Source organism: Blautia sp. KLE_1732_HM_1032 (assembly GCF_025147905.1).
GTDB lineage: Bacteria > Bacillota > Clostridia > Lachnospirales > Lachnospiraceae > Blautia_A > Blautia_A fusiformis.
Map to the genome: position 1 here is coordinate 1,425,001 of NZ_CP102266.1, position 26,158 is coordinate 1,451,158.

18 protein-coding genes, 1 tRNA gene, 1 rRNA gene and 2 pseudogenes (1 of these 22 cut by a window edge) are annotated in these 26,158 nt (G+C 45.7%); 17 read left to right on the top strand and 5 right to left on the bottom strand.

The genetic code is table 11. The features are described from left to right. The 4 genes from NQ489_RS06790 to NQ489_RS06805 form a co-directional block, all read left to right on the top strand. Positions 1-2,335 (top strand): 23S ribosomal RNA (locus NQ489_RS06790) (it extends 552 nt beyond the left edge of the window). A gap of 240 nt (positions 2,336-2,575) precedes the next feature. After that, a tRNA-Asn gene (locus NQ489_RS06795) sits at positions 2,576-2,648 on the top strand. Positions 2,649-2,856: 208 nt separating this feature from the next. Then, the gene (locus NQ489_RS06800; protein WP_021652971.1) at positions 2,857-3,426 is read left to right on the top strand and encodes an NUDIX hydrolase; all 570 of its coding nucleotides are present in this window, start codon (positions 2,857-2,859) and stop codon (positions 3,424-3,426) included. Between the two features lie 6 nt (positions 3,427-3,432). Beyond that, entirely contained in the window at positions 3,433-3,993 is a 561-nt protein-coding gene (locus NQ489_RS06805; RefSeq protein WP_015526817.1) for a flavin reductase family protein, read from the top strand. Positions 3,994-4,085: 92 nt separating this feature from the next. On the opposite strand, the gene NQ489_RS06810 is transcribed toward NQ489_RS06805, so the two are convergent. Then, complete coding sequence (locus NQ489_RS06810) at positions 4,086-4,907, bottom strand: Cof-type HAD-IIB family hydrolase (RefSeq protein WP_021652970.1); 822 nt, start codon at positions 4,905-4,907, stop codon at positions 4,086-4,088. Positions 4,908-5,179: 272 nt separating this feature from the next. Between NQ489_RS06810 and NQ489_RS17815 the strand changes: the two are divergent. The 3 genes and pseudogenes from NQ489_RS17815 to NQ489_RS06825 form a co-directional block, all read left to right on the top strand. Next, positions 5,180-5,284 (top strand): annotated as a pseudogene (locus NQ489_RS17815) (sugar O-acetyltransferase); the annotation flags it as partial. Between the two features lie 107 nt (positions 5,285-5,391). Next, on the top strand, positions 5,392-6,693 hold the full coding sequence (gene hydF / locus NQ489_RS06820) for a [FeFe] hydrogenase H-cluster maturation GTPase HydF (RefSeq protein WP_021652968.1): 1,302 nt from the start codon (positions 5,392-5,394) through the stop codon (positions 6,691-6,693). Positions 6,694-6,791: 98 nt separating this feature from the next. Then, complete coding sequence (locus NQ489_RS06825) at positions 6,792-7,484, top strand: hypothetical protein (RefSeq protein ID WP_021652967.1); 693 nt, start codon at positions 6,792-6,794, stop codon at positions 7,482-7,484. 199 nt (positions 7,485-7,683) lie between these two features. Here the strand turns inward: NQ489_RS06825 and NQ489_RS06830 are convergent, their stop codons facing one another. Together NQ489_RS06830 and NQ489_RS06835 are read right to left on the bottom strand one after the other, a co-directional pair. Next, positions 7,684-9,441 (bottom strand): ABC transporter ATP-binding protein, encoded by a 1,758-nt coding sequence (locus tag NQ489_RS06830; protein ID WP_021652966.1) that lies wholly within the window; start codon positions 9,439-9,441, stop codon positions 7,684-7,686. Further along, positions 9,438-11,204 carry an ABC transporter ATP-binding protein gene (locus NQ489_RS06835; RefSeq protein WP_021652965.1) on the bottom strand — a complete coding sequence of 589 codons (1,767 nt, stop codon included), beginning with the start codon at positions 11,202-11,204 and terminating at the stop codon, positions 9,438-9,440. Before NQ489_RS06835 ends, NQ489_RS06830 begins: the two co-directional genes overlap by 4 nt. 320 nt (positions 11,205-11,524) lie before the next feature. Here NQ489_RS06835 and NQ489_RS06840 point away from each other — a divergent pair, with 320 nt between their 5' ends. Continuing rightward, positions 11,525-12,400: a LysR family transcriptional regulator gene (locus NQ489_RS06840; RefSeq protein ID WP_021652963.1), complete on the top strand. Its 876-nt coding sequence runs from the start codon at positions 11,525-11,527 to the stop codon at positions 12,398-12,400. Between the two features lie 32 nt (positions 12,401-12,432). Here the strand turns inward: NQ489_RS06840 and NQ489_RS06845 are convergent, their stop codons facing one another. Next, on the bottom strand, positions 12,433-14,592 hold the full coding sequence (locus NQ489_RS06845) for a SulP family inorganic anion transporter (RefSeq protein WP_021652962.1): 2,160 nt from the start codon (positions 14,590-14,592) through the stop codon (positions 12,433-12,435). Positions 14,593-14,796: 204 nt separating this feature from the next. On the opposite strand from NQ489_RS06845, the gene mnmA reads away from it, so the two are divergent. Next, a complete protein-coding gene (gene mnmA, locus NQ489_RS06850) occupies positions 14,797-15,885 on the top strand; it encodes a tRNA 2-thiouridine(34) synthase MnmA (protein WP_021652961.1) in 1,089 nt (362 codons plus the stop codon). Positions 15,886-16,146: 261 nt separating this feature from the next. Further along, positions 16,147-17,454 (top strand): O-acetylhomoserine aminocarboxypropyltransferase/cysteine synthase family protein, encoded by a 1,308-nt coding sequence (locus NQ489_RS06855; RefSeq protein WP_015526804.1) that lies wholly within the window; start codon positions 16,147-16,149, stop codon positions 17,452-17,454. A gap of 177 nt (positions 17,455-17,631) precedes the next feature. Here NQ489_RS06855 and NQ489_RS17820 read toward each other — a convergent pair. Continuing rightward, a pseudogene (locus NQ489_RS17820) lies at positions 17,632-18,488 on the bottom strand (polysaccharide deacetylase family protein). Positions 18,489-19,119: 631 nt separating this feature from the next. Between NQ489_RS17820 and eno the strand changes: the two are divergent. The 7 genes from eno to pyrH all read left to right on the top strand — a co-directional run bounded on the left by eno (position 19,120) and on the right by pyrH (position 26,137). After that, the gene (eno, locus tag NQ489_RS06865) at positions 19,120-20,469 is read left to right on the top strand and encodes a phosphopyruvate hydratase (protein WP_021652957.1); all 1,350 of its coding nucleotides are present in this window, start codon (positions 19,120-19,122) and stop codon (positions 20,467-20,469) included. Between the two features lie 70 nt (positions 20,470-20,539). Then, entirely contained in the window at positions 20,540-20,773 is a 234-nt protein-coding gene (gene secG, locus NQ489_RS06870) for a preprotein translocase subunit SecG (protein ID WP_021652956.1), read from the top strand. A 155-nt stretch (positions 20,774-20,928) separates the two neighbouring features. Beyond that, complete coding sequence (rnr, locus tag NQ489_RS06875; protein ID WP_021652955.1) at positions 20,929-23,220, top strand: ribonuclease R; 2,292 nt, start codon at positions 20,929-20,931, stop codon at positions 23,218-23,220. 11 nt (positions 23,221-23,231) lie between these two features. Next, positions 23,232-23,702, top strand: coding sequence for an SsrA-binding protein SmpB (smpB, locus tag NQ489_RS06880; protein WP_021652954.1), 471 nt, complete (start codon positions 23,232-23,234; stop codon positions 23,700-23,702). 54 nt (positions 23,703-23,756) lie between these two features. Beyond that, a complete protein-coding gene (locus tag NQ489_RS06885; RefSeq protein ID WP_021652953.1) occupies positions 23,757-24,248 on the top strand; it encodes an acyl-CoA thioesterase in 492 nt (163 codons plus the stop codon). A 150-nt stretch (positions 24,249-24,398) separates the two neighbouring features. Next, entirely contained in the window at positions 24,399-25,427 is a 1,029-nt protein-coding gene (locus tag NQ489_RS06890; protein ID WP_021652952.1) for a hypothetical protein, read from the top strand. Between the two features lie 14 nt (positions 25,428-25,441). Continuing rightward, positions 25,442-26,137 carry a UMP kinase gene (gene pyrH / locus NQ489_RS06895; protein WP_021976283.1) on the top strand — a complete coding sequence of 232 codons (696 nt, stop codon included), beginning with the start codon at positions 25,442-25,444 and terminating at the stop codon, positions 26,135-26,137. Positions 26,138-26,158 lie beyond the last annotated feature (21 nt).

The window sequence follows — 26,158 nt, forward strand, 5'->3', positions numbered from 1 at the left end:
TGTCTACAAGCTGTGGAAGTACTTTATATGTACGACCGCGTACTTTTTGTAGAACGGTCCGGCGAGTTACGCTTACTGGCAAGGTTAAGCACTTCAGGTGTGGAGCCGTAGGGAAACCAAGTCTTAATAGGGCCAGAGTCAGTAGGAGTAGACCCGAAACCGGGTGATCTATCCATGTCCAGGTTGAAGCTGCCGTAAGAGGTAGTGGAGGACCGAACCCACATCCGTTGAAAAGGGTGGGGATGAGGTGTGGATAGGGGAGAAATTCCAATCGAACCCGGAGATAGCTGGTTCTCCTCGAAATAGCTTTAGGGCTAGCCTCGGTGTGAGTCTTGCGGAGGTAGAGCACTGAATTTCCTAGGGGGCGTCAAAGCCTACCGAAGAATATCAAACTCCGAATGCCGTGTAGATATCACCGGGAGTCAGACTGCACGAGATAAGTTGGGCGGTCAAAAGGGAAAGAGCCCAGACCTACAGTTAAGGTCCCAAAGTGCGCGTTAAGTGGAAAAGGATGTGGGATTTCGAAGACAACCAGGATGTTGGCTCAGAAGCAGCCATACATTCAAAGAGTGCGTAATAGCTCACTGGTCGAGAGGTCCTGCGCCGAAAATGTCCGGGGCTGAAACGCGCCACCGAAACTAAGGAATCTGAAAAGATTGGTAGAGGAGCATTGCATGCGGGAAGAAGCAGTACCGGAAGGAGCTGTGGACTGCATGGAAGAGAGAATGCCGGAATGAGTAGCGAGATAGAGGTGGGAATCCTCTAGGCCGAATATCCAAGGTTTCCAGGGTAAAGCTGATCTGCCCTGGGTGAGTCGGGACCTAAGGTGAGGGCGAGAGCCGTAGCCGATGGACAACAGGTTGATATTCCTGTACTGCAGTATGACAGAACTGTGGGGACACGTAAGGAGAGCGGGAGCCGGGAATGGAAAGCCCGGTACAAGCGAGGTACCAGTATGGTAGGAAAATCCGCCATGCAATGGGAAGACGTGATGTGGAGTGAATTTTAGTAACGAAGCCCGTGAGCCATGCGTCAAGAAAAGCCGCTATCGTTCATATTGTACCCGTACCGTAAACCGACACAGGTGGATGAGGAGAGAATCCTAAGGCCGGCGGAAGAAGTATTGCCAAGGAACTCGGCAAAATGGCCCCGTAACTTAGGGAGAAGGGGTGCCTGCGAGAGCAGGCCGCAGAGAATAGGCTCAAGCAACTGTTTAGCAAAAACACAGGTCTATGCGAAACCGAAAGGTGAGGTATATGGGCTGACGCCTGCCCGGTGCTGGAAGGTTAAGAGGAGAGGTTAGACGTAAGTCGAAGCTTTGAATTTAAGCCCCAGTAAACGGCGGCCGTAACTATAACGGTCCTAAGGTAGCGAAATTCCTTGTCGGGTAAGTTCCGACCCGCACGAAAGGCGTAATGATTTGAGCGCTGTCTCGGCAATACATCCGGTGAAATTGAAGTGCCAGTGAAGATGCTGGCTACCCGCGCCAGGACGGAAAGACCCCATGGAGCTTTACTCCAGTTTGGCACTGGGGTCCGGTGTTGCATGTACAGGATAGGTGGGAGGCTGAGAAACGGTAACGTCAGTTGCCGCGGAGCCGCTGTTGGGATACCACCCTTGTGATATTGGGCTTCTAACCAGCCGCCGTAATCCGGCGGTGGGACAATGCCAGGCGGGGAGTTTGACTGGGGCGGTCGCCTCCGAAAGGGTATCGGAGGCGCCCAAAGGTTCCCTCAGAATGGACGGAAACCATTCGAAGAGTGCAAAGGCAGAAGGGAGCTTGACTGCGACACCGACGGGTGGAGCAGGTACGAAAGTAGGGCTTAGTGATCCGGTGGTATTAAGTGGGAATGCCATCGCTCAACGGATAAAAGCTACCCTGGGGATAACAGGCTTATCACTCCCAAGAGTTCACATCGACGGAGTGGTTTGGCACCTCGATGTCGGCTCATCGCATCCTGGGGCTGTAGTAGGTCCCAAGGGTTGGGCTGTTCGCCCATTAAAGCGGTACGCGAGCTGGGTTCAGAACGTCGTGAGACAGTTCGGTCCCTATCCGGCGTGGGCGTAGGATATCTGAGAGGAGCTGTCCTTAGTACGAGAGGACCGGGATGGACGGACCGCTGGTGGACCGGTTGGCTTGCCAAAGCCATGGCCGGGTAGCCAAGTCCGGAAGGGATAAACGCTGAAGGCATCTAAGCGTGAAGCCCCCTCAAGATGAGATATCCCATTCTTAGTGAAGTAAACCCCCTTGAAGACGACGAGGTAGATAGGGCAGAGGTGGAAGTGTGGTAACACATGGAGCTGACTGTTACTAATCGGGTGAGGGCTTGACCAACCAGCCGAGGAAGCGGGCAGGATGTAACAGAAATGGGGCGGAACAAGCTTGTTTGTGGAGAACCATTTATGGTACAGACTGAACATTTGCGAAGCAAATGACATCGAACGACGGAGTCGTGAGATGACCACCGCTGGAGTATCGGTACGCAGGTTAGAATTGATTCAAAGAGTTTGATTAACGATCAACAAGCATGTATGTAGTTTTTAAGGTACAAACCTTAATTAAATATTTAAGTAATCCTCCTTAGCTCAGTCGGTAGAGCATGCGGCTGTTAACCGCAGTGTCGTTGGTTCGAGTCCAACAGGGGGAGTTTTTTTATGCCTGTAAACAAGGAATTGTTTACAGGCACTTTTTATATGTTTGTATAAATATCCGTTATATATATCGTAATATTTGACCGAATCAAGTAATCCCCTATAGAATGTTTTCTGATAACAGACTGGAAACTATTTCGAAATCATGCTAGAATGAAATTGGTTTGGTTAAGAAAGAATAATTTATGAGAAAGAAGCAGAAAAATGGAATTATTTGATATCATAGATGAAAACGGAAATCCCACTGGAAAGATCGTAGAACGGAGTATTGCTCACGCAGAAGGAATCCCTCATCGTACTGCTCATATCTGGATCATCCGTCGGAGGAATGAAAAAACAGAGATCCTTCTTCAGAAAAGATCCAGAAACAAGGACTCCTTTCCTGGAAAATTTGATACTTCATCTGCAGGTCACATACAGGCGGGAGATGAACCAATGGAATCGGCATTACGGGAACTGGAAGAAGAACTGGGAATCCATGCAGAATCAGCTGATCTGCAGTTTGCAGGAAAATTCCCCATATCTTTTGCCAGAGAATTTCATGGAAAAATATTCCGGGATGAAGAAATCGCTTTTGTTTATATTTACGATCACCCGGTAGAGATCGATCATCTTACACTTCAAAAGGAAGAAGTAGAAGAGGTACAGTGGTTTGATCTGGAAGAAACGTATCAGCAATGCAGTCAGCACAGAGATAAATTCTGTGTTCCGCTGGGAGGTCTGCAGCTTGTACGTCAATTTATAAAAAGTAACGGCAATACAATAAAGGAGTGAAAGATCATGAGAAAAGATTTCGGAGCAAAGCCTTACACTTATCCACAGCCGGTATTAATGATCGCTACATATGGTGAGGATGGAAAACCGGATGTTATGAATGCAGCCTGGGGAGGAATCAGCGATGATAAGGAAATTTCCATCTGTGTCAGTGAAAATCATAAAACAACTGAAAATATCCTGAAAAAAGGCGCTTTTACAGTAAGTATGGCAGATGTGGAGCATATGACAGCCTGCGACTATGTAGGAATTGTTTCCGGAAACAAAGAGCCGGATAAATTTGTAAAAGCCGGATTTACAGCAGAAAAATCTGAAAAAGTAGATGCACCTATTATCAAAGAGCTTCCAATCTGTATAGAATGTAAGTTGAAAAGCTATGACAAAGACACCTGTCGGCTGATCGGTGAGATCGTAAATGTCAGCGTGGATGAGAGCGTTCTGGATGAAAATGGAAACGTAGATGTTGCAAAAGCAGCACCGATCACTTTTGATCCGTTCAACAATGCATATATCCGTCTTGGCGAAAAAGTCGGCGATGCTTTTAAAGCCGGAACGGCACTGAAATAAATAATATCTACTGAAATACAGAAAGTCTCTTTCATAGGTACAGATAAAAAATTATCTTCTGGAAGAGACTTTCTATTTGTTATAAATATTCTTTAATTCAGAACTCCCAATTCTTTAAAGGCCTGAAAAATCCCGTCCTGATCATTACTCTTTGTTACAAAAGAGAAATGTTTTTGCAGTTCAGAAGGTGCATTTCCCATCAAAACTCCACATCCTACTGCCTCCAGCATTTCCAGATCATTATAATTATCTCCGAATGCAATAGTACTGGTAAGAGGGATTTTTCGAAGATCACAAAGATATTTTACAGCTTCCGCTTTGTTTATGCCGCCAGCCATGATCTCCAGAAGAGAATCGGAAGATCTTGCAATAGATAATTCCGGAAAATATTTGCGAAGAAGTGTTTCTGACGGTGACATATATTCAGAATCGCACATACACAGGATTTTATCTACCATAAGCGTATCTGAGAGAGACTGAAGGGATCTCTCTATAGAGGTAGTTTCCACAATCGTTTCTTCATGGATCACATGAGGGTCTGTCCGGTCTTTTACGATCCAGTCTTCTGAGGTAAAAACATTCCAGGTCACGTGAGGACATTTTTTTTCGATCACATCAATGATTTTGGAAGCGTCGGAAATGCTTATTCCTTTTTCGTAAAGGATATTTTGATCTTCATCCAGGATTAGTGCACCACTGAATGCAATGGTACAACAATGGAAATCATTTTTTTTAATAATAGGACGGATGCCGGAAGGGCTTCGTGCTGAAGAAATAGTAAACAGAACGCCCTGATCTGTCAAAGTATGAATGGCGGAACTGGTCAGCGGAGATACCACATGTTCTGAGGTTAGTAAAGTGCCGTCAATATCGCTGAAAACAGCCTGTGGCTTAAATGAAGATAATGGTTTCATATTCGAGATCCTTTCTGCAAAAGATGAGTATCGGTGTTTCTGTATATAAAATAGCACATAAATAACAAAATAAAAATGTTTGTTTATGTTTTGTTCATGATATAATAAAGAAAATAGTGTTTAATTAAACATAATTATCTGGTTAATATATCTATGAATAAATCGCAAAGTGGAATGCGGATATCCGTTTTATTAGACAGAAAGAGGGATAAAACAATGAAAAAACAGGAAAAAGAACTTTCTTCCATAAAAAGACGGGAACAGATCCTTAAAATATGGCAGGGACTTATGTCCATTTTGGAAAAAATGTCTATGCCAACTTTAACCTGACACTGGTAGATGACAGCCATATCTACGTAGGAGACTACACTATGATATAAGAGTGGAAGGAATGTCCGGCTTTTGAAAAATCAAAAAGAAGCAGGTTGATAGGAACAGGAATGGATGAGGACCTGTCTGATGCTGAAAGAAAAGAGGATAAATTATGGGAATGAATGAAACACCGTCAGCAGACCGTGTACATATCGGTTTTTTTGGCAGAAGAAATGCAGGAAAATCCAGTATTGTAAATAAGGTGACAGGCCAGGAGCTGGCTGTGGTATCCGATGTAAAGGGAACTACTACAGATCCGGTAAGTAAGGCCATGGAACTACTTCCTATGGGCCCGGTGGTAATCATAGATACACCAGGTATTGATGATGAAGGACATCTTGGAGAACTTCGCGTCCGCAAGGCGAAACAGGTGTTGAACAGAGTGGATGTAGCAGTTCTTGTAGTAGATGCCACTGTGGGAAAAACCAGAGTGGATGAAGAATTGATCCATATTTTTAAAGAGAAGGAGATTCCATATCTGGTTGTTTATAACAAGGCAGATCTGCTGAAAACAAAAGATGGGAACCGGCTTTCTTCAGATAATAACTTAAACCGGAATACCCATGTGGGTGCGGTCAAAGAGAGCAGTGTCAGCCAGAAACAGGATCATGAAAACCAGAACACAGAGCAATCTATTTATGCCAGCGCCGCCACCGGTCAGAATATCTACGAATTGAAAGAAAAGATCGCTTCGCTGGCAGTAACGGATGAACTGAAATTGCGTCTGGTAGGGGATCTCCTTGAACCATCAGATTTTGCGATTCTTGTAGTTCCCATAGATAAAGCTGCACCAAAAGGGCGTCTGATCCTTCCGCAGCAGCAGACGATCCGTGATGTGCTGGAAGCCGGAGCAGCAGCCATCGTGATTAAAGAGGATGAGCTTTCCAATACACTGGAAACCCTGGGGAAAAAACCAAAGCTTGTGATCACAGACAGCCAGGTCTTTGCCAGAGTCAGTGAAGAAACTCCAGAAGACATCTGGCTTACTTCATTCTCTATTCTGTTTGCCAGATTTAAAGGAAATCTAAAGACAGCGGCAGCTGGGGCAGCAGCACTGGACCGGCTGAAAGACGGTGACAAGATCCTGATCTCAGAGGGATGTACCCACCACAGGCAGTGTGATGATATCGGAACAGTCAAGCTTCCACGCTGGATCCGTAATTATACGGGGAAAAAGCTGGAATTTGAGTATTCCTCCGGAAGAGATTTCCCGGAGGATGTGACGAAGTACAGTCTGATCGTGCATTGTGGCGGATGTATGCTTAATGAGAGAGAAATGCGTTACCGTCAGAAATGTGCATTGGATCAGGAGATTCCTATCACCAATTACGGAATTGCCATTGCCTACATGCAGGGAATCCTGAAACGTTGTGTGGAAATGTTCCCGGATGTGAGGAAAGAACTGGATCAGTAATTTTTTTCAGGTGTTTACATTTTTTTCGAAAAATGATATAGTAGCGATTGTTCATTTTATAAATTTGCAAAAGGTGACGATAAGGAGTTGCAGATACAATGATCGATCAGACACTTTCACAGGCCCTGCAGAAAGAAATTCCAATACTTACAGCTCAGATCCGAAGTCTCTATGCAGAATTCGATAAAAAATTTCATCTTAACGGAGCAAAGATCCCTATAACTTTTGGCATGGAGCCGGATCTGTTGGGATCTTATACAAGAGGCAGCTGCCACGAAAAAGAGCATTTCCATTTTTCTCTGCTGTTTATCGGCTATGCGGTAAAAAATCCTCTGAAAAAAGAAGACCGACTGGATCTTTACAAACATGAATATGCTCACTATATGCAGTATAATTTTCACATTCCCTCAGAGTATCAGTGGCAGCACGGAACCCACGGAAGTGCCTGGAAATACTGCTGTTCCTTGACTGGTGCGGCACCAACGCCATATTATAAGGCAGGGGAAGCTCTAATGAAACACAACTATGAGAAAAAACTCCGAAGCCCGATCCATGACCGTACTGTAACGGTGCGGGATACTTACAGAAGAGAGCAGCAGCACAGGAATACTCAGAACAGTATTGTACGCTATGAGATCGGAGAGGATGTCAGTCATCCGAAATTCGGAACCGGAAATATTGAGCATGTAGAGCAGCTTCCGGGTTCTGTAAGGCTTCACATCCGTTTTGGAGAAGAGCTGAAAGTGATCGATCAGAAATGGCTTCTTCGGACAAAATATAAAAAGAGCTGAATATAGTTTTATAAAAATAGACATCATCCTGGATATCAAAATAGATATCATATGGAGATGTTTATTTTTTTTATATCATTGATACAGTATAAAAAAATTCTCCGGTACAGAAAATCTGTGTTCCGGAGAATTTTAAGTCAGGCGGATATTTGCAATCCGCATTTAGCCAGTTGCCTGATTCGGTTAAAATCAGCTTATATTATTCAGAAACCTTCACAAACTGGCTGTTATAAAGATTCTGATAGAATCCGCCTTTTGCCATAAGCTCTTCATGGCTTCCCTGTTCGATGATGCTTCCGTCTTTCATGACAAGAATCTCATCTGCATTGCGGATGGTAGAAAGACGGTGTGCAACGATAAAGCTTGTTCGTCCCTGCATCATCCGGTCAAAGGCCTCCTGGATCAGCATTTCTGTTCGGGTATCAATACTGGAGGTTGCCTCGTCAAGGATCAGCATCGGCGGCAGACACAGCATGACACGGGTGATGCAGAGAAGCTGCTTTTGTCCCTGGCTTAAGCTGTCTTCATAAAGAATGGTATCCAGGCCATTTGGAAGACGGCGGATAAATTCCCAGCTGTGGGACATTTTAGCTGCCTGGATCACGTCCTCATCAGAAGAATCCGGCTTTCCGATACAAATGTTGTCCCGGACAGTTCCATGCTTGATCCAGGTATCCTGGAGAACCATGCCATAGCTTCCGCGGAGGGCATGTCTGGAAATATCGGTGATGGGGGTTCCGTCTACGGAAATACTTCCACCGGTGACGTCATAGAACCGCATCAGCAAGTTGATAAAAGTTGTCTTGCCACAACCGGTAGGGCCTACGATGGCAATACGTCTGCCTGGTTCTGTATGAAGATTAAAGTTTTTAATGAGAGGTTTGTTCGCTTCGTAGCGGAAGGAAACATTCCGGATATCCACTGCACCTTTTACATCGACAAGAGTTCCGGATGGATCCGGGCTTTCCGGCTCTTCCTCCAGAAGATCAAAGATCCTGGTAGCGCAGGCCAGAGCGTTCTGAAGCTCTGTGATCACGGAGCTGATATCGTTGAAGGGCTTCATATACTGGTTTGCATAAGCCAGCAGTACGGAAAGTCCACCGACAGTCAGATGACCGCCCGGGATCAGAAAGGCACCTGCAAGAGCTACACCTGCGTAAATGATGTTGTTGACACATCGTGTGGACGGGTTGGTGAGGCTACTGTAAAAAACAGCCTTCTGGCTGGCATCACGGAGTTCTTCATTGATCGCAGCAAAACGTTCGGAAGAACGATTTTCGTAACCAAAGGCCTGAACCACTTTTTGATTTCCGATCATTTCCTCAATCAGTGCAGTCTGACGTCCACGGGCATCACTCTGCGCACGGAACATCTGGAAGGAATGGGAGGAGATGAATTTCGCCACAAAAAAGCTTACAGGTGTCAGGACAATGATCATCAGAGTGATCCACACATTTTTGGAGAACATGAAGAGCAGGGTTCCGATGATGGTGATGACACCGGAAAACAGCTGTGTAAATCCAAGGAGCATACCATCGGAAAGAATATCCGTATCTGCGATGACACGGCTGATGATATCACCGGTGCTGTGTCCGTCCAGGTAGGACAGAGGAAGCTTCTGGATATGGCGGATGGATCTTGCACGGATATCCTGTACTGTGCGGTAGGTCATACGGTTGTTGATGACACTCATGATCCAGGTGGCAATGCCGGAAAATACGATCATGACAAGAATACGGGAAAGATAGAATCCCATTCTTGTAAAATCAACTTCGTGGGCAGCAACGACCTCATCAATGGCATAACCAAAAAGTACGGGAACATACAGCTGCAAAATTACAGTGACTGCTGCTAGGATCACACTTAATACGAGAAGAAAACGGTATTTTCCAATGAAACGTAGTACCTTGAAGAAGGTTGCCATGCTGTTTTTGGCGGTTGTATCTGTTTTACTCATGCCAGGACCTCCTTTCCAGTCGCTTTTTCATATTTGGTACGCTCTTCCGGGAACTGTGAGAAAAAGATCTCACGGTAGGTTTCACAGGTAGAGATCAGCTCCTGATGGGTTCCTTTTCCGGAAAGCTGACCGTCATCCAGTACCAGGATCAGATCGGCCTGGCGGATGCTGGCGGCTCTCTGGGATACCAGGAAGGTGGTTGTTTTTCCACCAAGCTGGTGAAGGGATTTCCGAAGTGCCGCATCTGTGGCAAAGTCAAGAGCACTGGCACTGTCATCCAGGATCAGGATTTCTGGCTTTTTCACAAGGGCGCGGGCAATGGTAAGTCTCTGACGCTGGCCACCGGAAAGATTCCGGCCGTTCTGTTCCAGACGGAAATCCAGCTGACCGTCCTTTTTCTCTACGATTTCACGAGCCTGAGCGGTGGTAAGTGCTTCCCACATTTCTTCGTCCGTGGCATCTTCCCGTCCCCAGCTTAAGTTATCGCGGATGGTTCCCTGGAAAAGTGCTGCTTTTTGAGGAACTACGCCGATTTTTTCCCTGAGTTCCTGCCTGGAATAGGTCTGTACATTCTGACCGTCGAGGGTAATGACTCCGGAGGTTGCGTCGTAGAAACGGGCGATCAGATCCACAAGAGTGGATTTACCGCTTCCGGTACCGCCGATGATTCCGATCGTAGAGCCTTTTTTTGCGGAAAAAGTGATATCAGAAAGGCTAGGTGCGCCGGTTCCTGCATAGGAGAAACTTACATGGTCAAAGGCAACTGCATAGTCACTGTTTTCCGCAGTCGGTAAGGAAGCTTTGTCCGGGTAAGTCATGGTGGAATCGACCTTCAGGATTCCGGCAATGCGATCCGCACAGGCCATGGATTTATTCAGGGTGATGATCAGGGACGCAAGCTTGACCAGTTCTACGATCATCTGTGCCATATAGTTGTAAAGAGCAACTATTTCACCCTGCTGCATGTTTCCGAGGTTTACTTGTACACCTGCAGTCCGGATCAGGATTACTGTTGCGATATTGATCAGTACATAAGTTGCAGGATTTAAAAGTGCAGAGATTTTTCCGACAAATTCGTTCAGTCTGGTAAGTGCAAGATTGCTTTCGTCAAACTCCGCAACGGCATCAGCTTCACGGCAAAATGCACGGATCACACGGACACCGGTCAGGTTTTCTCTGGTAAGACGGGTGACGGAATCCAGACGTCCCTGTACTTTTTTGAAAAGCGGGATACTTAAAAACATGATCACAAAGACAACCAGGAACAGTACCGGAATGGCAACTGCGAAGATCAGTGCACAGCGCACATTGATGGTAAAAGCCATTACCATAGAGCCTAGAACAATAAACGGGCTTCGAAGAAGAAGACGGAGTCCCATGTTTACTCCGTTCTGTACCTGATTGACATCGTCTGTAAGACGGGTGATCAGCGTGTCAGTGCCAAGGGTGTCCAGCTCCGTATAGGAAAGCTTCTGGATATGGTCAAATACAGCCTGACGCACTTCTGCGGCAAAGCCTACGCTGGCTTTTGCAGCAAAAAACTGTGCAGTAATGCTGACTGCAAGTCCTGCAGCAGCCATCAGTATCAGGATAAAAAACTTCTGAACGATATAGCCGTGGTCATTATTTGCAATTCCCACATCGATGATCTGGGCGATGACGACAGGCACCAGCAGATCAAATACAACTTCCAGAAACTTGAAAAAAGGAGCCAGAACGCTTTCTTTTTTGTAGTTTTGAAGATATTTTGCAAGTGTTCGCATTTCTTTTTCTTCCTCCGTTTCCTTATTTTTCTATAATAAACCTCTGTTATTATACTCCTATGGAGATAATACGTATAATATTGTTTTTAATGTATGATAATATAATTTTGCTATTGCCTGGGACGGAAATCTGTGGGATGATAGAAGTATGGTTTTTCGGATAATTGTGTGGGAAAGATATTCATAGTATTTACAAAGTATTGCAGATATAGTATTTCTTAACCGAATTAAGAAAGTACTTTGTGGGATAGCGAAAAGCAATAAGCAGTAGATGGGTTTTGCCTGTGTTATATACCAGATAAAGAAAGAAGGATTTATATATGGAAATCAGACAGCTGGAATATTTTCATGAGATCGCAGCAACAGGAAGCATCAATGAAGCCGCAAGGAGACTGAACATGTCCCAGCCGCCGCTGAGCTATCAGATCAAGCAGCTGGAAGCAGAGCTGAAGGTGAAGCTTTTTGAGCGGACCAGGGCAGGCGTGACACTGACAGAAGCCGGAAAGCTTCTTTATGACAGGACAGAGAACATTTTGAGCTACGTTCGTTCCACAGAACTGGAAGTATCCAAAGCAGGGAAAAAACAGGTTTTACGTATCGGGATCACGCCAACCACAGTGACCACCATTATGCCTTATATTTCCAGATTTTCCAGGGAAAATTGTGATGTAAACTTTGAGGTAAGGGATGCGATCACCTTTACACTTCTGAATTATCTGATGGATGGGATCATTGATGTTTCGGTAGTGCGTACACCTATCAAGCTGGAAGGTTTAAATTATCTGGAACTGGATGAGGAACCCATGATCGCGGTCCTTCCTCCGGAGATCCCGGAAAATGAGACAAAAAAAGAGGGCATCAGCCTTAAAGAGCTGACTGGATGCCCTCTCATTATTTACCGGCGGTACGAAGAATTTCTGATGAAAGCCTTTGGAGAAAAAAATCTCCAGCCGGATATTTTCTGTGTCTGCGATGATCCCAGAGACGCCATGCTCTGGGTGCAGGAAGGTCTTGCAACCGCCGTTTTTCCAAGATCCATGGAAGATCTCTGTACAGATCTTCCGATCCGCATCATTGAAGAAGAGAAGCTGAAGACCAGGATCCTTCTTGCCTGGAAAAAGGATCGCAGGCCTTCTGCCGTGATGCAGGATTTTATCAATATCTGTGAGAAATATGCAGGAAACCCTGCAATCTGATCATGGACCTGGAAAGGGGATGTATGCAGAAATCAGTCTTTGAGATGCTCTTCCTTCCAGTGCTTCCATTTCTGAACAGCTTCCGGATTCTGCTTTTCCAGCCGTGCTTCCAGCTTTTTCCGGCGCTGTTCCAGCCGTTCTAGGACTTCCGGATGCTCGGCAAGGATTTTTTCTTTCAGCTTGCCACGGCGCTTTTCTAGAAGATGAAGGATCAGTTTCCGGTCGGAAGTTAATTCCTCAGGCAGCTCATCCATATGTAATTCAATTCTTCGAAGCAGTTCATCCTCATCCAGAACACCCAGCCCATGCCAGTTATCCAGAAGCTCTTCCAGACCTTCTTCGGAGAGACGTTGGATATCCGGGATCTGATGCAGCTGTTCAATAATGTGATGGACAGATTCTTCGATCTCTTTTACTGCATCATCACCAAAAGCCCAGGCGAACTCTTCCAGGGTATTTTCTTCCTCTGCCGGAAGAAAAGCGATACTGCGGCGCAGAAGCTTTGTCTCGTCTTCCTTTGGAACATCCAGTTCATAAGGGGCTTCGATCCCTGCGTCATGCAGAGCAGCAAGAATGGTACGGCGGACCATACCGTCCTTGATCATATGACCGATGCCGAACTGACGCAGCTGGTCATTGATCTGGGTGGAATGCTCTGTGAGGTAAAAACGGATCCCACGTTTTTTCAGGCTTGCGGAGATGGCATCCAGACGGTCTGCTGCTGTGATATCAATGCTGTTGATAGCACTGGCATCTACGATCACTACCCTGGTGTCTTTTCGGATGCTGTTCTCAATATCTTCCTGAAAAATCTTTATATTTGCAAAAAACAGGTTTTCACTGAAACGGTAGATCACAACGCCCTTAATAGGGTAGGCGAAACGGTTTTTGGACAGATCAAAATAAGCATCTCTTCCAGGGATCATACCACGGAAGGAGCGCGGCGGGTTGGTGGCCTTCAGGATCACAGCTACGAAAGAGAGCAGGATACCAATGATAACCCCATAAATGGTTCCAAGACAGAGCACACTGAAACCGGCAGCCATGAAGATGTAGAATTCTGTGCGGCTTACTTTGAAAAGACGTACAGCCAGATGGGTTTCCACCACATCCATCAAAGCAGAGATCACAATGGCTGTCAGTACAGGAACCGGAAGATATCCGATAAAACCGGTGCCGAAAAGAAGGATCAGAGCCATGGTGATCCCGGCAGTGATGGAAACCGCCTGAGATTTTCCACCGTACTGTTCATTGAGGGAGGTGCGGGAGATACTGCCGTTTACTGGGCAGCAGCCTACTGCGGCGGCAGCAATATTTCCGGCGGCACAGGCCAGGATTTCCTGACGGTCGTTCAGCTTATAATCATTGCGGAACGCAAAGGTATTCTCTGCAAGAAGAGTTTCTGCCATAATGACAACAGCAACCATAAGACCGCGGCCTGCCGCCTGGGTCAGATCAACATTTCCGAAATCCGGGATCACCAGGGAGGGAAGCCCACGTTCTACAGACTGCAGGAGGACTACGCCTTTTTCGTCTACATGAAAAATAATGGTGGAAAGAACACCCAGAGCCATAATAACGATAGCCATGGGGAATTTCGGCGCCAGCTTTTTAAATGTGCGGATCAGCACCAGAGCACCAAGCCCCATGAAGAGGGAAAGCCAGCTGATATTTTTGGCAGCAGCAAAGATATGCTCTGCCAGTTCCAGGAGCTCTCCGGATCCTGCAGGACTTCCCATAAGTTTCGGGATCTGCATCAGGATGATGGTAACTGCGATACCGCTGATAAAACCGCCCATAACAGGTGTGGAGATAAAGTCCACGATCTTATCTGCGTGAAGCAGAAAGAAGATAAACAGCCACAGACCTGCAAAAAGTGCGATGGCAGGAACATAATCCATGGCAGCTTCTGACTCTGCAGCAATGCCCAGAGTAGACAGTGCACCACCTACAATGGCAGCAGGTGCCGCATCAACTCCGAAGATAAACTGTCTTGAAGTGGAAAATAGAGCAAACAAAAGGATCGGCAGAACAGAACCGTATAGTCCGTATACCGCCGGGATCCCGGAAATCTGGGCATATCCCATGGAGATAGGGATGGAAACAGCTGCTATGATGATGCCGGAGAAAATATCTTTGGGAAGGTATTCCTTCCGATATCCTCGCAGCGTGGAAAACAGGGAAAGCTTCATATAGTCACATCCTTTTCTGAAAAATATTTTCTATTATATACCAAAGAGAGCCTGTAGGAAAGAAGCAAAGCAAAGGTTCCGGGTGAAAAATCGTGGACAAAGAATAACTGCCATATTATAATAAATGCGAAATTGCAGTAACCGTAAGAGATACAGGCTGCAAAGCTGAGAAATCATCAATCATCAGGAAAGGTTAAGATATAAATGAAAAAAGCGATCATAGCAATGAGCGGCGGTGTAGACAGCTCCGTGGCAGCTCTTTTGACAAAGGAATCCGGTGACGAGTGCATCGGCGCTACCATGAAACTTTACAACAACGAAGATATCGGTGTCCACAGGGAAAAGACCTGCTGTTCCCTGGACGATGTTGAGGATGCCAGAAGCGTAGCCTATCAGATGGATATGCCTTACTACGTGTTTAATTTTACCGCAGATTTCCATACAGAGGTTATGGACAGGTTTGTAGATGCCTACGAAAACGGCTGCACCCCTAATCCATGTATCGACTGTAACCGATATCTGAAATTTGATAAAATGTTTCACCGCATGCAGGAGATCGGCTACGATTATATTGTAACCGGACATTATGCAAGAGTGGAGTACGATGAGAAACGGGACCGCTACATTCTGAAAAAAGCAGTGGACGATACAAAGGATCAGTCATACGTTCTCTATATGCTGACCCAGGAACAGCTGGCACATGTAAAGCTTCCGCTTGGAGGTCTCCGGAAGGACCAGGTTCGTGTCATTGCCGAAAAACATGGCTTTATCAATGCCAGAAAGCATGACAGTCAGGATATCTGCTTTGTGCCGGACGGCGACTATGCGAAATTTATTGAGAAGTACACAGGCAAAAAAACACCGGAGGGTGATTTTGTAGATAAAGAGGGAAACTATATCGGACGCCATAAGGGAATCATCCATTACACGATCGGCCAGCGCCGCGGCCTTGGCATTCCGGCGGCCAGCCGTCTTTATGTCTGTGAGATCTCTCCGAAGACCAATACGGTAGTTCTCGGGGACAACGCAGATCTTTTCAGCAGTGAACTTGAGGCAGACAGTGTAAATCTGATCTCTGTGGACAGCTTAGCTGAGCCGAAAAGAGTGACTGCTAAGATCCGTTACCGTCACAAAGAGCAGCCTGCCACTGCATGGCAGACACCGGATGGCATCCTTCATGTGAAATTTGATGAACCGCAGAGAGCCATCACAAAAGGCCAGGCTGTAGTGATGTATGACGGAGATGAGGTTGTAGGTGGTGGCGTTATAAATAAAATCTATAGCCAGTCATAAATAAAGGTGAGAACATAAATAGATAAACCCCATTGACATACTAGGAAAAGGGTGATATGATTGCATCATCAAAAAACGGAGCACACAAAACAAGGTGAGCAACGTGATGATCAGGAGGAAATCATGAAGGTTTTACAGAAGTCAACAAGGGTGTTTATCGAAGAAAAGCGAATGTGTTGTTGTCGCTGATAAGCAGATGATCATAAGATAAGCAATTACTATTTTACCGAATATAAGAATAAAAGAAAAGAGGACAAACACATGAGCAAAATTACAAGAGATCAGAGAAAATTCAAATTTGAGACATTACAGCTTCACGTAGGACAGGAACAGCCGGATCCGGTTACAGATGCAAGAGCAGTACCAATCTACCAGACATCTTCCTATGTATTCCGCAACTGCGATCATGCAGCAGCACGTTTCGGACTTGCAGATGCCGGTAACATTTACGGACGTCTTACAAACCCGACAGAGGACGTATTTGAGAAGAGGATCGCAGCACTTGAGGGTGGTTCCGCAGCACTTGCAGTAGCATCCGGTGCAGCAGCTATCACATACACGATCGAGAATCTTGCACAGCAGGGAGATCACATTGTAGCAGCCAAAAATATTTACGGCGGTACAACAAACCTTCTGGAGCATACGCTTCCGGCATACGGAATCACAACAACATTTGTTGATGTATTTAATCTCGAGGAAGTGGAGAATGCGATCCAGGAGAACACAAAAGCTGTTTATATTGAGACTCTTGGAAACCCAAATTCTGATGTTGTAGATATTGAGGCTCTTGCAAAAATTGCTCACAAACATAAAATTCCGCTTGTTGTAGATAATACATTTGCAACACCATACCTCGTAAGACCAATTGAGTACGGCGCAGATATCGTTGTTCATTCCGCAACAAAATTCATCGGTGGCCACGGAACTACTATCGGTGGTGTGATCGTAGAGAGTGGTAAGTTTGACTGGGAGGCATCCGGCAAATTTGCATCTCTTACAGAGCCAAACCCAAGCTATCATGGCGTAAGCTTCACAAAAGCATGCGGACCGGCAGCATTTGTTACAAAGATCCGTGCGATCCTTCTTCGTGACACAGGAGCAACAATTTCTCCGGTGAGCTCCTTTATCTTCCTTCAGGGACTTGAGACACTGTCTCTCCGTGTAGAGCGTCATGTTGAGAACGCACTGAAGGTTGTACAGTATCTGAATGATCATCCGCAGGTAGAGAAGGTTCATCATCCGTCTGTATCCACAGATCCAAGCCAGCAGGAGCTTTATAAGAAATATTTCCCTAACGGCGGCGGTTCCATCTTTACATTTGAGATCAAGGGAGACGCACAGAAGGCAAAGGATTTCATTGATAACCTTGAGCTGTTCTCACTTCTTGCAAACGTTGCAGATGTGAAATCCCTTGTTATCCATCCGGCTACTACAACACACAGCCAGTGCACAGAGGAAGAGCTTCTTGATCAGGGAATCAAGCCAAACACGATCCGTCTTTCCATCGGAACTGAGAATATCGATGATATCATCCAGGATCTTGATGAGGCATTCAAGGCTGTCCAGTAAATAAGACAATTAAATAAGAAGAACACCTTCTAAAATCAATAGCACAGAAAAATCTGTCCCGGGACATATGAGAACATAGTCCCGGGGCAGATTTTTTTTGTGCTTATCTGGAAAATCCAAAAGTGGGAAGATCCGTGTCGATGGCACTGAGGATGCATGGATCATGTGCGCTTTTTTTCAGGCGGATCCCGATGCCACAAGTTCTTCTAATGTTCCGAAGGTATATCCCATCTCTTCCCATTTTGTCAGCAGCTCATCCAGAATGGAAGCATTGGTGGAAGAGGTGCTATGCAACAGCACGATGGCACCCGGATGGATCCGTCCCAGAAGCTTTTCAAAAGCTTCTTCTTTCGAAGGCTGCTTATCCTGATACCAGTCCACATAAGCCAGACTCCAGAAAAAGGTGTGGTATCCCATCTCTTTTGCCATCTCTAAATTTTCCACGCTGTAAATGCCCTGGGGCGGCCGGTAAAATTTTGTCATTTCTTTTCCGGTGGCTTCCTTATAAAGAACCTCCACATCCTCAAGCTGCTTCTGAAAGGCTTCCTTTGTGGAGATGCCGGACATATCCGGGTGTGTCATGGTGTGGTTGCCTATGGTATGGCCTGCATCTACGATCTCACGGATCAGTTCCGGTTTTTCACGGATCAGAGTCCCCACAACAAAAAATGTGGCATGTACCTGATGCTTATGTAAGGCATTCAGAATGGCAGGCATATTTCCATTGTCATAGCCTGCGTCGAAGGTAAGATAGATTTTTTTTCATCGGTATCGGCTGCATACCAGGCATTGTATTTTTTTAATTCTTCCATAGAAGCATTTCCTGTGGGCCGTTTGCCTTCTTCCTGAAAACCGAGCCCCCAGTTTTCATTTTGGAATGTCATAGAAGCAGAAGAGGTCTGGCTGTTTTTGGCAGAATTCGGATAGGATTGTGGGTCGGAAGTAAAATGAGAATAGATCTTTCCTACAAGACTACCAAGAGCAAAAGCCATGACAAAGAAAAAAATAAGACGGTAGATGTGTTTTTGTTTCATGGGAACCTCAGAGAAAGTGGAGTTATTAATATGTTTATGAACACAAAGAAGAAGATATGAAAGCAGAAGATCATGAGATCATGTCTGTGAGACAGAGGTCAAAATAAGCAAAAAATAAGAGTCATCAGCGATTGATTTCTTCTGCCGATGACTCTTTTAATTTTCATTATCCAATGGAATATACCTCTCATTTCTTAGATTTAAAACTTATACGGAATTAAAATTTACGTTCTCGGTGGTCCGTACCTCCTTGTTTTAATTATGATGGAAAATCTTTAAATCTTCTGGTGGACTGTACCTCTCTTTCTTAGATTATGGGAAGTAAGTTATGTTTTCGGTGGGTTCACGCTCCTTTTTGATTTAGTATTTTGTTTTCCGTTTGTTTTATTTGATGGTTAAACTATAACAGATAAAATAGAAAATGTCAATACTAAATTTTAAAAATAATAAAAATATATTTAAAAGAAAAATAATAAAAATAAAACAACAAAAAAATCAGATAATATCGAAACCAGATAAAAGGTATAGACCAAAACCTTTTCGGACAAGATACCTTTATGAACATAAGAAGAGAATCACAAAGTGCAGGAGATCATAAACAGTATTATTATTTTCAAGGAGGGAAAAACTTATGCTACGTTATCTGCCTGTTCGAAAAGTTCATGCAAGACAGGTCCTTGATTCCAGGGGGAATCCTACGGTGGAAGCGGAAGTGACGGTAGGTGAAGGAATCGTGGGGATTAACGGATACACAGGAAGAGCCATGGTGCCGTCCGGAGCATCCACAGGTAAATTTGAGGCTGTGGAGCTGCGAGACGGAAACCGGGAGGAATATCTGGGCCAGAGTGTAAAAAAGGCAGTGGAAAATATCAATACACGTCTGGCAGATTCCATTATCGGAGAGAATGCCCTGAACCAGGCATGGATCGATCATCTTCTGATCGAAACCGACGGAACGGAGAACAAAAGCAGCGCAGGAGCCAATGCCACGCTGGCAGTATCTCTGGCAGCAGCCCGTGCAGCAGCCGGGGCCCTTCGGCTTCCTCTTTATCAGTATCTGGGCGGCTGTCATACCCTGCAGCTCCCTGTGCCGATGATGAATATTTTAAACGGGGGAAAGCATGCGGACAATACGGTAGATCTTCAGGAGTTTATGATCATGCCAACAGGAGCTTGCTGTCTGGAAAAGGGTATCCGCATGTGTGCGGAAGTCTACCAGCACTTAAAGCTTCTTCTCCGGGAAAAAGGACTCTCCACAGCAGTTGGAGATGAAGGCGGCTTTGCTCCGGATCTTTCTGATTCGGAGGAAGTGCTTACCCTGATCGTTCATGCCATAGAAAAAGCAGGATATAAGCCAGGAGAAGAGATCACCATTGCCATTGATGCAGCCTCCAGCGAGCTTTATGATGAGGAAAAGGGTGTGTACTTTTTCCCTGGGGAGAGCCGCATGAAAGGAGAAAAGATCTACCGGGATGCCGGTGAGATGACAGCGTATTATGAAAAATTGGTGGAAAAATTTCCCATTGTTTCCATTGAAGACGGTCTCTGGGAGGATGACTGGGAAGGCTGGAAATATCTGACGGAACACCTGGGGAAAAAGATCCAGCTGGTAGGCGACGATCTGTTTGTCACCAATATCAAACGGCTGCACTGTGGCATCGGACTTGATGTTGCCAATGCTATCCTTATTAAAGTAAACCAGATCGGAACTCTCACGGAAACTCTGGATGCGGTGGAGATGGCTCAGCATGCCGGGTATCGTGCAGTGATCTCTCACAGGTCCGGGGAAACAGAGGATTCCTTTATCGCAGATCTTGCAGTTGCCTGTGGGGCAGGACAGATCAAAACAGGCGCACCCTGCCGTTCGGACCGGAACGCCAAGTATAACCAGCTTCTGCGGATCCACGAACAGCTCGGAGCTCTTGGAAGATATAAAGATCCTTTTGTAAAAAAATCTCAGAAAAAGCCCTGCATAAAATAAACGGAAAATGGTTGAAATCCCGGTTTAGCTATGGTAAAATAACCTCTAGTTGATTAGGAGGTGTAACCGCGTGAACATTTTGAAGATTATTCTGACTGTAATTTATGCAATAGATTGTATCGCTCTGACTGTTGTCGTACTGATGCAGGAGGGCAAGCAGCAGGGTCTTGGCTCTATCGCCGGAGTAGCTGATACTTACTGGGGTAAGAATAAGGGCCGTTCCATGGAAGGTGGTCTTGTAAGAGGTACCATTATCATGGGAGTTATTTTCTTTGTACTGTCAATCGTACTGAACATTATCTGATCTGCCAGGGGCAGAACAGAAGTTGGTAACACTCTTGCTGCGTTAGCATGCAGAAGAAACTCGGATGGGGACTTCTTTTGTTAATCAGCAGGAGTGTTTTTGCGTTGATACAGGGGCACGGGTGAGCCTTCCTCCGGAAGGATAACAGGGTAAAAATGAAATATAAATATGAAACAGGAGAAAATGTGAAAAGATCGAAAAATTTTGAAAAAAGAAAAAAGTTTATAATGGAGCTTCTGGGAGATCCGCTGTATAAGCCCATGCGTCTGCGTGAGATCGCATCTCTTCTTCAGCTGGATAAGAGTGAGAAAAAAGAGCTTTTTGACGTGCTGGACGAGCTTTGCGCCCAGGGCAAGGCTGAAGTAGATAATAAAGGAAGATACAGCAAAGTTTCCGGCAAGCGCAGAGACAGACGAAAGAATAAAGAAGCTCTGAAGGCAGAAAAGCCGGAGCGTGGCCGTAAGGGAAGAGAACGCAGAGAGAAGAATCATGAGGAATATCGTTTCTCCGAGAAGGACGGAACCATCATGGAGGGAACTTTTATTGGCCATTACAAGGGCTTTGGCTTTGTGGAAGTGGAGGGTCAGGAACAGGATATTTTTATTCCGGAAAATGACACGGGAAGCGCCATGCATCAGGATAAGGTGCAGATCCTTGTACGGAACGGACATAAAGAGGGAAAACGTCAGGAAGGCGTTGTGCTGAAGGTTCTGGAAAGGGGAATGCCTTCGATCGTGGGAACATACCAGAGTAGCCGTGATTATGGCTTTGTGATCAGTGATAACCCCAAATTTTCCAAAGATATCTTTATTTCCAGAAAAAACTCCATGGGAGCAAAGGACGGAGACAAGGTAGTTGCAGAGATCACAGATTACGGATCCAGAAACCGGAAGCCGGAAGGAAAGATCACAGAGGTGCTGGGAAACTTACGTTCACCTGGAACAGATATCCTTGCTATTGTGAAGAGCTTTAATATACCAAGTGTATTTCCTGACAAAGTACTTCGTCAGGCTGACCGTGTGCCGGATCATGTACAGGAAGCGGATCTGGATGGAAGACTGGATCTCAGAAATCTTGTTACAGTTACCATTGACGGTGAGGATGCAAAGGACCTGGATGATGCCATTTCCCTGACAAAGGAGGATGGAATCTACCATCTGGGTGTGCACATCGCAGACGTGAGCAACTATGTTCAGGGCGGCAGTGCCCTTGACAGAGAGGCACTGAAGCGCGGAACCTCCGTCTATCTTGCAGACCGTGTCATTCCCATGCTCCCGGAGCGGCTTTCCAACGGTATCTGTTCTCTGAACCAGGGACAGGACCGTCTGACCTTAAGCTGTCTGATGGATGTTAATGAAAAAGGAAAGGTGATTTCTCATAAGATCGCAGAAACCGTGATCCGTGTAGATGAGCGTATGTGTTACACAGATGTGAAAAATATTCTGGAAGATACTGATGAGGTGGCGAAGAAACGCTATGAAGCTCTGATCCCCATGTTTTTCTTGATGAAAGAGCTTTCCGGGATCCTGCGCAGCCGCCGTCATACAAGAGGTTCCATTGATTTTGATTTTCCGGAAAGTAAGATCATCCTGAATGCGGCAGGAAGAGCTATTGATGTGCAGCCTTATGAAGCCAATGTGGCAACCAGGATCATTGAAGATTTTATGCTTCTTGCCAATGAAACCGTGGCACAGGAATACTGCACCGGAGATTATCCCTTTGTATACAGAACGCATGAAAATCCGGATCCGGAAAAGATTGAAAGTCTTCTGATGCTTCTTCATAATGAAGGAGTCAACATACAGAAATCCGGACAGGAGATCACGCCTGGTGAGATCCAGGAGATCCTGGAAAGTATTGAGGGAATGCCCAATGAGGCACAGATCAGCCGCCTGACCTTGCGTACCATGAAACAGGCAAAATATACTACGGAATGCAGCGGACATTTCGGACTTGCAGCGAAGTATTACTGCCACTTTACTTCTCCAATCCGAAGATATCCGGATCTTCAGATCCATAGGATCATCCATGACCGTCTGAGAGGCAGACTGGTAAGGGAAGGACGTACCGAGCATTACAAGGAGATCCTGGATGAAGTAGCACGCCAGTCCAGTGTGTGCGAACGGCGCGCAGACGAAGCAGAAAGAGAATCCGATAAGCTGAAGAAAGCAGAGTATATGTCCTATCATCTCGGAGAGGAGTATGAGGGGATCATCTCCGGCGTTACAGGATGGGGACTTTATGTGGAGCTTCCGAATACCGTAGAAGGACTGATCCATATCAATACATTACGAGATGACTATTATGTATTTGACCAGGATGCATATGAACTGCGGGGCGACATGACAGGAAAGATCTTCCGTCTTGGGCAGAAGGTCCGTGTCCGTGTGGCAGATGCGGATAAAATGCTGAAAACCGTGGATTTTGTCCTGGCTGAGGAAGACTGAGGGAGCGCGAAATGGCAAAAAAAACAGGAATGAAACTGATCGCAAATAATAAAAAGGCTTTTCATGATTATTTTATCGAGGATACTTATGAGGCCGGGATCGCACTTGCAGGAACCGAGGTGAAATCCTTACGTTCCGGTAAATGCAGCATCAAGGAGGCCTTTGTCCGTGTGGAAAACGGAGAAGTTTATGTATATGGAATGCATATCACTCCTTATGAGAAAGGAAACATTTTTAACAAAGATCCTCTTCGTGTGCGTAAGCTTTTGCTGCATCGCTACGAGATCAATAAGATCGAAGCCAAATTAAAGGAAAAAGGATTGACTTTGGTACCACTGAAGGTTTATTTCAAGGACAGCCTGGTAAAAATAGAGATTGGCATGGCACGTGGTAAAAAGCTTTATGACAAGCGCCAGGATATTGCAAAGAAGGATCAGAGAAGAGAAGCGGAGCGAGACTTTAAAGTAAAAAATCTTTATTGATCGGCTGGTTTCAACTGAAAAAGTAAAAGTATGATAAAATGCGGGGAATGAGAAATGACAGAGGTACAGGAAAGACGTAAAAAAACGGTAGAAGCATCGATGACGGAGCAGGTTCATCTGATCATGCAGCAGCATCTGAACGGAGGCGGAAGACTTTTTGGCGGAGCACTGATGCAGTGGCTGGATGAGGTTGCCGGAGTGGTAGCTATGCGTCATGCGGAGACATATCGGGTGGTAACTGCGGCAGTGGACAATCTTCAGTTCAAGCATGCAATCTATGAGGGAGAGATCGTAGTACTTAAGGGATATGTGACTTATGTGGGAAGAACTTCCATGGAGGTCGAGATCGATACGTATGTGGAACAGCCGGATGGCATGCGTCATACTGTAAACCGGGCATTTTTTGTGATGGTGGCTGTAGATGAAGACCAGAAACCAATCCAGGTGCCGGAACTGATCATTACCACAGAAGCGGAAAAAGCTCGGAATGAAGCTGCGAAAATGCGCCGTGATATGCGCAGACAGCGAAGGGAAAACGGGTTCTGACCTCAGCTGTTCCAATTTTTGACATAGTTTAAAATATCTAAAGATTCTGTGAAATTCAGAACGGTCAGGTTGACAAGAAAGTGATACTCTGTAATAATAGAAAAGGAAAACCTGACAGCGAATAGGACCATTTTATATGGAGGAGATATAATGAAAAAACGTTATTTGATTCTTGCCGGAATTCTTGCAGCGAGCATGCTTGCAGCCGGTTGCGGAAAGAAGAACTCTGTGGCACCGGAGCAGAAGGTGGAGGCAACGGCAACCCCGACGGTAACGGAAGCTGCGAAAACGGATGTGGTGGAGATGCAGACCTCTACGGATGAAACAGCAAATATCAAGAACGTAATGGGAACCAAGAGTGAGACCACTACCAGTATTGTATTTACCAATAAGATGAACTCCACGATTTCTGCAATTTATGTCCGTCCTACCAGAGATGATGGCGATGACAGTGATGAGACCTGGGGAAGCGATCTTGTAAATAGTAAATTCACACTGGCTTCCAACGACAAGGCTGTTTATTATATGGAGAAGAGCCAGAAGGACGATAACGGAGATACAGCAACAAGCTTTGATGTAAGGATCACATTTTCTGACGAAGAGCAGAATGAATGTTTCTTCCGCCAGCTGCCGCTTCTGACGATCTCACAGCTGAGTCTTTGTATGGATGGTGAGGGTGAAGACGGAATTCCATATGCTACATATCTGGCGAGCGGAAGCACCAAGGAGGTGTCTACCCTGAAGGATGTAAAGGCAAGGCTTGGCATTGAGGATGACAGTGAAAGTGACAGTGACAGTACAGATTCTTCAGACAGTACGGCTGTGACTCCGACTCCGGAGAGTTCTGATGATAATGGAGACAGTACAGACAGCAGTTCGTCCGGCAGTTCGGACTCCACATCCACACCGGATCCAACATCTGCACCAGCTTCCTCTGATTCTTCCGATGCACCGGATCCTACGGAAGCACCATCCGGCGAGGATGATCCGGCATCTGTAGCAGCAAGATATATCGGTCAGTCCATGTCTGAGCTTGAGAATGCATGCGGCAGCCCAAATGGCAGTGATTATGAGGACGAACCGGAGTCCGGTAAGACAGGTTATTATTATTATGATACGTTTACGGTATCCACAACTTTTGACAATGACGGCAATGAAGTTGTATCCGGCGTATGGTAAAGGAGAATAAACATATGAAAAGAGTGTTACTGAAATTAAGCGGAGAGGCTCTTGCAGGAGAGCAGAAGAGAGGCTTTGATGAAGCAACTGTTACAGAGGTTGCCAAACAGATCAAGACGATCGTGGATGAAGGACTTCAGGTTGGTATCGTGATCGGAGGTGGAAACTTCTGGAGAGGACGTACCAGCGGAGCCATGGACAGAAGCAAGGCGGATCAGATCGGCATGCTTGCTACTATCATGAACTGTATCTATGTGTCTGACATCTGCAGATATGTGGGACTTAAGACAGAGGTGTTTACCCCGTTTGTATGTGGTGCATTTACCACACTTTATTCCAAGGATGCTGTAGAAGAGAGCTTCGCAGAAGGAAAGGTTGTATTCTTTGCAGGTGGTACCGGCCATCCGTATTTCTCTACAGATACAGCTACTGTACTTCGTGCTGTTGAGATCGGCGCAGATGCCATTCTTCTTGCCAAGGCTGTTGACGGAATCTATGACAGTGATCCGAAGGTAAATCCGGATGCCAAGAAGTATGATGAGATTTCCATCGATGAAGTAGTTGCAAAGAAGCTGGCAGCTATGGATCTTACCGCTTCCATCATGTGTATGGAGCAGAAGATGCCGATGCTGGTATTCGGTCTTGATGAAAAGGACAGCATCGTCAATACCGTACATGGCAAGTTCTCCGGAACAAAGGTAACCGTGTGATCAAAAGGGAATAATAAAAAA